This window comes from Desulfovibrio sp. (assembly GCF_047607245.1).
Taxonomy (GTDB): domain Bacteria; phylum Desulfobacterota; class Desulfovibrionia; order Desulfovibrionales; family Desulfovibrionaceae; genus Desulfovibrio.
The window spans coordinates 1-11,119 of record NZ_JASGDK010000108.1; the positions used below are offsets into that span (position 1 = coordinate 1).

Sequence of the window (11,119 nt, forward strand, 5' to 3'; positions counted from 1 at the left end):
CCCCACAATGCCAGGCCTACAGCGGCCATAGTTTTGCCTGTAAACCAGAGTGAAATGCACAGGGGAACCCACACCAGCGCCGTGCCTACCATCGGGATAGGGGCCACCAGCGTGGCCAGCAGTCCCCAGAAGGCGGGTTGATTGACGCCAGCCACGGCAAAAGCCAGGCCGCAAAGAAGCCCCTGAGCCAGGGCCACCAGAACGATGCCAAGCATAATGCCGCGCAAAGCCCTGTGAATGGCGGCGATAAAGCGCCGCAGCATGGGTTGTGAAATGTGAAAGATTCTGCCCGCGATTTTACGGATACGGCGGGAGTAGATCGTGAAGATTACTGTGAGGCTTATGAAGAGAAAACTGGTCCACAGCACGGTCATAGTGCCGCCCAGAAAATCTACCCCACGCGATAGCAACACGCTCATGGCGCTGTCAAAGAAACTGTCGAGTTTCAGAAGCAGGTCATTGAAAATACGTTCCAGGCGCGGGTGCTCGGTAAGGCTTTGCCGCCACTGCTGAATGTAGTTTACCCATTCCAAAGGCAGCTGAAAGTTGTTGGCCTGTAGTTCGCGCAGGCGTGTAAAGCCTGCGGCTGCCTGCGGTGACACCAGAAGCACCAATACGGCCACTGGTACCACAAGGGCCGCCACCAGCATGCTTATGTAAGCATAGAGCGGCATGATGTTCGAGAGGGCCAGTTTTGTTCTGCGCGCGCGCGAGTCTGGCTCGTTACGCTCCAGTATGATGCGCCAGGATCGCGCTTTTTGGCGTAGCTTGCGATACTGGGGCAGGGTCAGGCAAGACAGGCAGGCGGCCATAAATATTGTCACGGGATTTGGCATCAGCAACAGGTAGCAGGCCAATACAGCGAGCAGATAGAGCAAACGGGGCAGTGTCTGTGTCATGCAATGAGCCTTAAGTTGCGTATGCCTTGGGAGGTTTGCCCGACAAAAGGTCAGGCGGCTGCAAGTCTAGCAAATACATGCGGGGTCTGCCAAGTCTTCTGTGATGCACGAAGTGCGGTTTGATGCCCGGAGTTGCCGGTATGTATCAGAGCGCGGGTATGACAAGGTCGGCTGGCTCAAAATGCGCGCGCAGTGTCTGGGCCATGACAGAGGGCGAAACCGCCGTGCGGGCAAAGGTTTCGCGCCACGCGGCATGCAATTTTTCACCGTCGGTGAAATCATTTATGCCGGGGCAGAGATACTGGCCGAGAACGCGAATGTCCTGTGCCAGTTCCGAAGCCTCGCCGGGCAGGCCGCAGGCGAGGGCACAAGCTTGCAGTATGTGGCACTGCTCCGCCAATCCCGCCGGGTCCGTTGGGCTTGGGCGTCGGGCAGAATGTTTGTTCTTAAGGGCCAGCGCCAGTGTGTGCCCGGCTTCCACAAGTAGCTGGCGCACATTATCCGCATGGTGCTGCTTGGAGTTTGAAGCGCAGGTGAGGGCTCCTGCAAGATGCGCCACTGCGGCGGAGAACAGACCCTCCGGGGGCAGGCCTTCGGCTTGCTGCAAATGGCGGCCTACATCAAGATGCACGCGCATGTCTGTGCGCTGCCCGCCGATGGTTTGCGCAAGACCCTCCCGCCGATGGATATACACGGCCATGCCGTCTGTATTGCAGGTAAACTGAAAACCTGCCTGCCCGCATTGGAACCAGAAAAACCAGTCCTCACAGGCGGGAAGGGGAGTGAATCGCAGGCTGGAGAATACGGCGCGCTTGCACATGAACGTGTGGACAGGCGAAATATTGGAATGCCACAGGTGCAGGGGGTACTGATCCTGACGCAGGGGCCAGAAGTGACCTTCGTCCTTTCCTTCCACATAGTTGAGGCACAGGCATACGCTGATGTCCGCACCGTGGCGGGAAAGGGCTTCAATTCCCGAACGCAGGCAGCCCCGGCAGAGAAGGTCGTCTGCGTCAAGAAATACAATGTAGTCGCCTGTGGCGGCGTTAATACCTGTATTGCGGGCTGCGGCCAACCCGGCATGGTCTTGCGTGATGCACCGCGCAAGGGGAAACCGGCTGCGCACAAAATCGGCAGTCCCGTCTGTGGATCCGTCATCCACCACAATAATCTCCACCTCAAGATTTTTCTCTCTCTGCCTTTCAAGGCTGGACAGAGCACGGGCCACGTGGGCGCGGCTGTTGTAGGCGGGGATGATCACTGAAACGAGGGGCGGCATGGCTGGGCTCCGGGTAGTGCAATGGCATAATTTAAGGAAACGCTGATTTATTCCGTTTGGCGGCGTTGCTTCGCTTTTTTTGAAACAGTCGAGGGCGGAAGAGTCCACTCCTGCTTCAAAAAAGATCGCGCCTTGCCAAACGAAATAACTGCGCGTTTTCGGAGCTCTTTAATCAGTGCTTCCTTAAACAAGTAGAGCAGAGTTGCAGCGCAGGGTCAAGAAAGCCTGGCCCATCACAGCCTTGCTTGGCGGCACGGCGCGTTGCGCAGCATCAGGCTCTGTTATAGGGTGATTGCATGAATACAGAGTGTGAAAACAGGCCGTGGCTGACCGTTTTGCTCCGGGTATGGACGCAGTTTTCGCCGGAGGCGTGCTGCGCCGCTCTTGAGGGCGCTGGTGCGGGCGGACAGAACCTTGCGGTGCTCTGCCACGAAAGCGAGCGCGAACGCGCTATGGTTGCTGGGCGAGAGGCGGTGCGCAGTGGTATCTTGCGCGCTTTTCGCTGTTATAGCCCGCAAGCCGGGGGGCACCTGCTGGAAGAAGCCAACCGCGCTGCCCAGCAGGCGCGAACGCCTTATCTTCTGTTTTTGTCGTCCGCTGTTTTGCTTGCGCCCGGCAGCCTGCCGCCTTTGCAACACAGGCTGGATGAAGAACCCGGCCTTGCAGGGGTGAACCCACTTTTTCTCTATGACCAAAAAGCTTTCAGCTCTTCTGCCATCAGTTCTTCTGGCGTCAGCTCTTTTGGCGAACATTGCCCGCCTGTGTGCGATCAGCCGGGGCAAGGCGCCCGCATCGCTCATATGGGCAGTGTGGCTGACCATCTCGGTCAGTTGCACTACCTTTATGAAGGACTGCCCCTGGGGCATGCTCTGGCCGGAAAGCGCCGTCGGTTTCAGGTGGGACATGCAGGAGCCCTGCTGCTGCGGCGTGAAGATTTTCTGGCCGCAGGCGGTTTCAACGTTGCGCTAGACAGCCTTGCCCATATGGACCTGTGCCTCAAGCTGGCGGCCCCCACGCCGAATAAACCCTTGCGGGCCTTCAGCAGCGAGCCATCATCGCTGGCTGTTCTGACGGATGGCCTTGACGGCTGGAAGAGCTGTGGGCTTTGGAACAGCCTGCTTCAGCGTGAACGCCTGAGAGCCGATTTGTTGCGCCCTGACCACGCTGCCCTCGCACGGGCAGACGGACTGGAATACGGCTGTTCGAACTGGTTGCATGGCCATGCATGGCCGACCGCAGGCACAATGGGCGAATTCGCGCCTGATGAAAAGGGTGACGGTTTGGCGGCCTGGCTGCGCTGGCGGCACGATCCGCAACCCCGCACCCTGTTGCCCTTGCTTGAAAGCATGCCGCCACGGCTGCGGGCCTTCGCCGTGCAGCTTTGTCACGAACTTCCTTCCAGCCTTCCTTCCACCCTGGCCTGGTATCTTTTTGCGGCTGAAACGCTGCGGGATTGCGGCAAAAAAGATGGCTTGCCCTTGCTTGCAGCCAGTGCGACGTACTGGCTGGCCCATGCCGGGGACTTTCAACATCATGATCTGCAACCGGGATTAAAGTCCCTGTTAGATGAAGGACTTTACAGCAGCGGGTTGGACAATTGCCCTGCGTCCTTTGATGCCTGGATGGAGCTGGCCGAGAAAGAAAGGTCGGAAAACACGAGCAAGGTGGCGGAGGACTTTGACCACCTGGAGGTGGGGGGAGCCTGGCCTTCCATTGCCGTGGTTATGCCCGTGTATAATCCTCGGCCCGAACATCTTCGTGGGGCTCTGGATTCTGTTCTGGCTCAGGAATACCCGTACTGGCAGCTTTGCGTGGCTGATGATGCTTCAACAAACAACGAAATTCCTGAGATACTAGGTAGATATGCAGCGCAGGACGGGCGGATACGACTGACCTTGAGAGAGCAGAACGGGCACATCTCCCGAGCGTCCAATACGGCTCTGGAACTGTCGGAGGCTCCCTGGACGGGATTTTTGGACCATGACGACCTGCTTCCCTCGCATGCGTTGAGGGAGGTTGCGGCCCTTGTGCGGCAAAACCCGGAGCTGGTGCTGGTATATTCCGATGAAGACAAGATAGACGCCAGAGGCGTACGGCGTACGCCCATTCTCAAGGCTGATTTTGACCCCTGGGTTTGTGCCGTATGGCATTTTTCGGTCTATGCTACTGAAAGGCTGCGTCAGGTCGGCGGTCTGAGAGCAGGATTTGAAGGCTCGCAGGATTTTGACCTCAGTTTGCGGGTGGCTGAAAATATGGGGCCCGAGTGCGTGGCGCATATTCCCCAGATTCTCTATCATTGGCGTGTGCACGCCCAGAGCGCCAGTGGTTCTTTGGGGGCCAAGCCCTATGTTCTTGATGCCACGCGACGCGCTCTTGATGAAAGTGCCCGCCGCAGGGGACTGCGGGCTACGGCTGTGCCCACCATCCGCAATAATTTTTTCGTGCTGCGTCATGAGCTGGACGCATGTTCACGGTGCAGCGTGGTGCTTCTGGCCGCTGATGCCACGCCAGTGTCTGCGCGCCTGTGGGATGATCTGGAAAGATTGTCTCAACTGGTTTGTCTGGAAGTGCTCTGTCAGCCATTGAACGCTGCGGCAGCCGAAGCCTTTAAAAAATCACCCGCGCCCGCTGCACTGAACGCTCGCCTGCTGCCGCCAGAAAAAGAGAAAGAAAACTGGCATGCAGCCTGCAATCTGGCTGCACAGTCTGCCTCAGGCCAGGTGCTGTTTTTTATGGATGCGCGGATTCTTCCGCTGCCGGGCAGTTTGCCTGAACAGCTTGTGGCTCTGGCCCTTGAAAAGGGCGTAGGTACAGTGGGGGGAACGCTATGGCGCGGCGGCCGATTATGGCATGCGGGCCTGATGCCGGATGTGACGGGTTTGCCTTTTGCGGTACAACGGGGAGCAGAGAGTGAGCTTTTGGCCTCCATCTCTTGGGGCCAGCTTTTGCTTACACGCCGTGTTCTGGCTGTCTCTGAACAGGCAATGGCTGTGCAACGCACGGTATTTCTTGAGCAGGGCGGCTATGACCTTGCAATGGGGCCCTGGGCTGCGGCAGACCTTGGCTTGCGGCTGGCCTCAGCCGGATTGCATAGCCTGAACTGCCCGTGGGGGCAGTGGCATATTCCGCCGGAATCAGGCCCTGCTCTTGAGTATACGGACTGTGTGGGAAACGTTTTGGAACGGCAACGCATTACGCCCCAGACGCGGGAGTTTTTTCTCGCGCGCTGGGGCGGCACAGTGCGTGGAAGCGGCTTGCGCAATGCAATGCTGCGAGCTGCTCCCGATCAGGGGTGGGCCCTGATGATGAAAGAAAATTTTTAGCCTGACGGCTATTTGAGGGCCTTGCTGCCCTTGAAGCTGATGCCTGTAATTTCATAGGTGACGCGGCCGCGCGGAATTTCCACGGAAACTTCGTCGCCTTCTTCGCGGCCCAGAAGAGCTTGCCCCACAGGAGAAAGGAAAGAAATGGAACCCGTGGTGGGATCTGCTTCGTCGGGACCGAGAATGGTGTAGGTTTTGGCTTCGCCGCTGTCTACATCTTCCATTTCAACGGTGGCTCCAAAAATGACTTTTTCGCCACGCAGGGTGTCCAGATCAATAACCTGATAGAGGGCCATGCGCGACTCAATGTATTTGATGCGCGCTTCGGCCATGCCCTGGCGCTCGCGCGCGGCATCATAGCCGGCGTTTTCACGCAGGTCGCCTTCTTCACGGGCTTCCTTGATGGCTTGAATAATGGCCGGGCGTTCACTCTTCAGGCGGGCCAATTCGTCTTCCAGAGCCTTATAGCCCTGTACGGAAATAGGGATACTCGTCATGTTGAACCTCGCAACGCAAAAAAAACGCCGCTGCCCAGGCAGCGGAGCATGCGTTATACAAAAATGTTTTTTCGATTAAATCAGGCTGCCCGGCAAGTTTCAGCTATACCCGTAAGAGCGTATTGAGCGCTTGAGCCGCCACTGTGGGACAAAATTTGCAGGCCTTGCGACAATATCGCGGCGTGAAGTTTGCCGGAAAATTCACGCCGAGCAGCTACACCTATGACAGCTAAACCACTCTGGCCGAACGGGGCGGGATCAAATCCGTAGCCCGGATATAACATTAACAACTGCTCATGTTTCGGTCAAGCCCTGAGAAAAAATTCCAGCCCTGTAAGGAAGATAACGATGTTAAGGGTATGCAGTTGGCACTTGCGCAGTGCTGGCGCAGCGTATATGCTCAATCAATGTTTATGAACTAATCCGGTCATCAGGCGCATTCAAGCAACGGCAGCTTATGAAAAAATATTTGCGATATATCGGCCCATTATTGATCACCGCCATCTTTCTATTGGCGGTGTATCTTTTGTACCACAAGCTCAAAAGCTATAGTGCAGCCCAGATTCGTGAAAGTCTTGAGCAGATATCCAGCACGCGCATTCTCTTGTCGCTTCTGCTCATGGTGGTCAACTATATGATTCTTGTGGGCTATGACTGGCTGGCGCTCAAGGCTATCAGTAAAAAACTGGCCCTCCCCCGCGTTGCCCTTGTGTCTTTTGTGGGCCAGGCTGTGAGCTATAATTTTGGCGCTCTTTTGGGCGGCACCAGCGTACGGTACCGCTTTTACTCCGCCTGGGGATTTTCCTTGACGGACATCGTGCGCCTTGTGCTCATGCTGGCCGTAACATTCTGGGTGGGCGCTCTGGGGCTTTGCGGTGTGATTTTTATGGTCGCACCGCCCATTATTCCCGATGAACTTCTGGTCAAAATGCCCCTCAAGGATGTGCGCATTCTGGGGGTTATTCTTTTTGCCATCGCTTGTTCCTATCTGGCGCTTTGCTTTTTCATCCGAAAGCCTGTGCATATCTTCGGCAAGGAGTTTGTTTTTCCGCCGCCGCGTATAGCCATTGCCCAGGCACTGGTAGCCGGTATTGACATAGTGGCTGCTGCCGCCTGCATGTATGTGCTTTTGCCGGGCGATATGGGCATCAGCTTTATTGATTTTTTGCCAAGCTACCTCATGGCGCAGGTGGCTGTGGTGCTGACGCACATTCCCGGTGGAGTGGGCGTATTTGAACTGGTAATTCTGCATCTTACACATACGTCGCACGAGCAGATGGTCTTCGCCGCCGTGCTGCTGTTCAGGCTCATCTATTTTATTATCCCCCTGGTGGCCGCCGCCGTTCTGCTGGCTGTGTATGAAGTGCGTCAGCGGCGTGATATGTTGCGCGGCACAGGCCGCTGGCTTTCCGTGCTCTCACACACCATTTCAGCCTACATGTGTTTTTCGGCAGGGGTTATTCTGCTGCTTTCGTCCATTTTGCCTTTGCGGCACCATGCTCTCGCTATGTTGGGCATTATGGGGCCCTACCATGTGACGACCATAGGGCATTTTGTCAGCTGTCTGTCTGGTGCGGCTTTGCTGTTCGTGTCTTATGGGCTGGAGCGTCGGCAGGCGCGCGCCTTCCGCATGGCCGTCGTTTTTCTCTGTCTGGGCATTGCGGGAGCGCTGCTTAACGGCTTCGCCTGGCTGACGGCGGGAATAGCAGCAGTGATACTGCTGGCCATATGTATGGCCCGGCGCAGGTTCTACCGTACATCCTTTTTCTGGCAAGAACCCATTCCCCTGTTCTGGCTGGGCGGCGCGTTCGCCGTGCTGGTGCTCGCGGGCGCTCTTGGCTGGACCCTGTACCACACAGCCTGGAGCCATTCTGCCAACTGGTGGGCCAATGCCGCGCCAAACGCCGCACGCAATACGTATGCCTTTATTGGCATAGCGGTCGGGTTGGTGCTTTCGTGGATGTGGCGCACAGCCTTGCGAACCCGCGCACGACTGCACGAAAAGAAAAAGTAGTCAGGCAGTTTTGTCTTTCACATAATGAGGAAAGGCCCGCGATAACTATCGCGGGCCTTTTGTCTGCGTTAATGCCAGGAGAAGCTTGTCTGGTCACGGGCAAACGCGCATATAAACGTCAATCTTTTTGCGCCGCGTTGTCCGGGCATGGTGTGTTGGCCTGCATCAATTTGGCCCCCTCATCGATAAAGGGCTGGCAAAGGGTTTCGTCTGCATCTGTCACCAGAGTCCAGCTCAGGGGCAGCTGTGCCCACACCGGCTGTGATGAGCAGTCCAGTTTGGATGCATCAACAAGAACAAAGGTTTCTTTGGCCTGACGCATCATAAGGCGCTTGAGAGCTATTTGTTCCATCGTTGCCTCGCACAGCCCCCTGCCAGGTACAAGGCCATTGGCGCTGGTAAAGGCTTTGTCGGCAGTGAGGCAGCGCAGGGCTTCTTCCGCAAAGTGGCCGTATGCGCTCATACTGATGGGGCGAACAGCGCCGCCAAGAAAAATAGTCGCTATATTGGGCGCATCTGCAAGAATGGCGGTAAGTTTGATGTTGTTCGTTATGACTGTAAGTTTTTTGTCACTCAGAAACCGGGCCATGAAGGTAACGGTGGAACCCCCGTCAAGAATGATGGTGTCTCCATCCTGCACCTGCGCTGCCGCTGCCTGGGCGATTGCCTGCTTGGCAGCACGGTGTTGCCATTCACGCACTGGATAGTTTTCTTCCTGAATGCCCGAAGCAAGCATGGCGCCGCCGTACGTTCGGGCCACCGCTTTCTCTTTGGAAAGCCTTTGCAGGTCACGCCGCACAGTAGAAAAAGAAACTTCAAATTTTTCTGCCAGCAATTTTATATCGTTGGCTCCGGCCGCGATGGCTTCCAACATGGCCGTACGTCGTTCTCTGCTCCGCCGCATAGTGATCCTTCCTGTATATTATTCATCGCACGTATAACGTGAAGCAGAAATAAATGTAAGGTTTTCCTGAATAAGAAAAATGCGCAAATTGATTAAAAAATTTACAAATAATGCGAAATTTGCCAGAAACTAGAAAAATCTTGCTCATTTCGATCAATATGTTATTTTCCCGAAAAGCGCATTATTATGTTGATTTTTGGGTAAAATATCTCTTTTTACGCGAAATTTACGTTAATTTTATGCGCATTTTAATCATTTTATCTGCCCGGGAACGGGATTTCGCGTAATCAACTGGAGGGCTCATTATGCAGATTAAACGGACAATGGAACGGGTTCCTGGCGGGCTTATGGTTATTCCCCTGTTGCTTGGGGCGCTTTGCAACACTTTTTTCCCCAATACTCCAAAGATATTCGGCTCTTTCACAGGCGGCCTTTTTACCGGGGCAACAAGCATTCTGGCTGTGTATTATGTCTGCATGGGAGCGACCATCAGTTTTAAAACAACGCCCTACATCATCAAAAAGGGTGGCGTTCTTTTTATAGCCAAGGTAGGCATTGCCGCTGTTATCGGTATTACTGTGGGGCAGTTTTTGGGCGAAGCCCCGGTTGAAGAGGGCTTTTTTGCCGGTATTTCTACCCTGGCCATTGTAGCTGCACTTAATGACACCAACGGCGGGCTGTATATGGCGCTTATGGGGCAGTATGGCAAACCACGCGACGTGGCGGCCTATTCCATAATGTGTCTTGAGTCCGGCCCCTTCCTTACTATGGTGACGCTTGGCGTGGCCGGACTTTCAGCATTTCCCTGGCAGATGATGGTGGGCGCAATTTTCCCCCTGGTGCTGGGCATGATTCTTGGTAACCTCGACAAAGACATGCGGGAATTCCTCAAAGCAGCGCCTGCTGTGCTGATTCCATTTTTTGCCTTTGCGCTCGGGGCCGGGCTTGACCTTTCAAAAGTCTGGAATGCGGGCTTGCTTGGCGTGGGACTTGGAATTTGTGTTGTGGCCGTCACCGGCACGGTTCTCTTCTTTGGCGACCGCTTTACTGGCGGCACTGGCGTGGCCGGTCTTGCGGCCTCATCCACCGCAGGCAATGCCGCCGCTGTGCCAATGATCATTGCGCAGGCCAACCCTGTCTATGCGCCTGCCGCACAGCATGCGACCATACTTGTGGCGGCCTGCGTGGTGGTTACGGCGATTCTTACACCCCTTGTCACTGCGTGGGGCGCCAAGAAGTTCGGGGCTCCCAAGGATTTGCCTGATGCAGCGGAGTAATGACCGTAACGGCTTGGCAGCAGGACAGACCATGCGGCTGCAAGAGGCCGGCACAAGGAGCCCGTTATGAATCCATCATGGTTTATTGTTGCGGATGATTTAACCGGTGCGGCAGACTGCGCCATTGCCTTTGCAAAAAGCGGTATTCCATCATCGGTGCTGTTTGAGGGCAACGAAGCTGTGGACGTTCCTGGTGGAGTAGTGGCAGTAGACGTTGCAAGCCGGGCGCTTTCAGCAGAACAGGCGGCTAAAGCCCATGCAGACCTGCTGGAGCAGCGGTTTGCCGGGAACATGCTGCTTTACAAAAAACTTGATTCTCTCATGCGTGGGCAGCCAATGGCAGAGACAGCGGCCACCGTAGCGGCACTGCGCAAGCTCGGCGGCCCCTCCTTTGTGATTATGGCTCCGGCATTCCCAGCCACTGGCAGAACGACAGTTGACGGTTGTGTGCTGGTTAATGGCGAGCCTCTTGAAGCCACAGAAGTTTGGGCCAGAGATCACACATACCCAGACGGCAATCTGGTGCAAAACCTTCGTCATGCCGGGGTGAACACATACAGTATTACTCTGGATGTGGTGAGAAGCGGCGCCGGGCAGGTTATGGCCCAGGTGAAGGCCAGCATGGACAAGGGGTATGACGGCGTGGTGTGCGATGCCGAAACCCTTGAAGATCTTGCGATCATTGCCCAGGCCACCTATCCTTTGGCAGAGCAGGTTTTCTTTGCGGGCACTGGTGGATTGGCCGTTCCTTTGGCCAAAATGTCCAGCCCGGCGCAGAGCGGCGTCAGCATCCCTCTTCCGGCAACCACGCGGGGCGTGCTTATGGTGGTTGGCAGCCTTGTCAAAGTTTCGCGCCAGGCTCTGCGCGTTGTGCTTGATACAAAGCCTGTGCTGCATGTGCCGTTTACACCCGCCGAACTGGCTTC

Annotated in this window: 8 protein-coding genes; 4 read left to right on the plus strand and 4 right to left on the minus strand. The window is 55.8% G+C overall.

Annotated elements, in window-relative coordinates:
* Positions 1-899 (minus strand): AI-2E family transporter (locus QM579_RS09065; protein ID WP_414998842.1); only part of this gene is annotated, 899 nt, incomplete at its 3' end.
* A 145-nt stretch (positions 900-1,044) separates the two neighbouring features.
* The gene (locus tag QM579_RS09070; RefSeq protein WP_414998843.1) at positions 1,045-2,178 is read right to left on the minus strand and encodes a glycosyltransferase family 2 protein; all 1,134 of its coding nucleotides are present in this window, start codon (positions 2,176-2,178) and stop codon (positions 1,045-1,047) included.
* Positions 2,179-2,474: 296 nt separating this feature from the next.
* On the opposite strand from QM579_RS09070, the gene QM579_RS09075 reads away from it, so the two are divergent.
* Positions 2,475-5,501 carry a glycosyltransferase gene (locus QM579_RS09075; RefSeq protein WP_414998844.1) on the plus strand — a complete coding sequence of 1,009 codons (3,027 nt, stop codon included), beginning with the start codon at positions 2,475-2,477 and terminating at the stop codon, positions 5,499-5,501.
* An 8-nt stretch (positions 5,502-5,509) separates the two neighbouring features.
* On the opposite strand, the gene greA is transcribed toward QM579_RS09075, so the two are convergent.
* On the minus strand, positions 5,510-5,998 hold the full coding sequence (greA, locus tag QM579_RS09080) for a transcription elongation factor GreA (protein ID WP_414998845.1): 489 nt from the start codon (positions 5,996-5,998) through the stop codon (positions 5,510-5,512).
* Positions 5,999-6,455: 457 nt separating this feature from the next.
* Between greA and QM579_RS09085 the strand changes: the two genes are divergently transcribed.
* Positions 6,456-8,012: a lysylphosphatidylglycerol synthetase family protein gene (locus tag QM579_RS09085; protein WP_414998846.1), complete on the plus strand. Its 1,557-nt coding sequence runs from the start codon at positions 6,456-6,458 to the stop codon at positions 8,010-8,012.
* A 118-nt stretch (positions 8,013-8,130) separates the two neighbouring features.
* Here QM579_RS09085 and QM579_RS09090 read toward each other — a convergent pair whose 3' ends face one another.
* Positions 8,131-8,886 (minus strand): DeoR/GlpR family DNA-binding transcription regulator, encoded by a 756-nt coding sequence (locus QM579_RS09090; protein WP_414998847.1) that lies wholly within the window; start codon positions 8,884-8,886, stop codon positions 8,131-8,133.
* Positions 8,887-9,221: 335 nt separating this feature from the next.
* Here QM579_RS09090 and QM579_RS09095 point away from each other — a divergent pair, with 335 nt between their 5' ends.
* Positions 9,222-10,193, plus strand: coding sequence for a 2-keto-3-deoxygluconate permease (locus tag QM579_RS09095; protein WP_414998848.1), 972 nt, complete (start codon positions 9,222-9,224; stop codon positions 10,191-10,193).
* Positions 10,194-10,259: 66 nt separating this feature from the next.
* Positions 10,260-11,119 (plus strand): four-carbon acid sugar kinase family protein (locus QM579_RS09100; protein ID WP_414998849.1); only part of this gene is annotated, 860 nt, incomplete at its 3' end.

Coding starts and splice junctions, on each gene's coding strand:
- QM579_RS09070 (WP_414998843.1), bottom strand. CDS start 2,178: ATGCCGCCCCTCGTTTCAGTGATCATCCCCGCCTACAACAGCCGCGCC.
- QM579_RS09085 (WP_414998846.1), top strand. CDS start 6,456: ATGAAAAAATATTTGCGATATATCGGCCCATTATTGATCACCGCCATC.
- QM579_RS09075 (WP_414998844.1), top strand. CDS start 2,475: ATGAATACAGAGTGTGAAAACAGGCCGTGGCTGACCGTTTTGCTCCGG.
- QM579_RS09090 (WP_414998847.1), bottom strand. CDS start 8,886: ATGTTGGAAGCCATCGCGGCCGGAGCCAACGATATAAAATTGCTGGCA.
- QM579_RS09095 (WP_414998848.1), top strand. CDS start 9,222: ATGCAGATTAAACGGACAATGGAACGGGTTCCTGGCGGGCTTATGGTT.
- greA (WP_414998845.1), bottom strand. CDS start 5,998: ATGACGAGTATCCCTATTTCCGTACAGGGCTATAAGGCTCTGGAAGAC.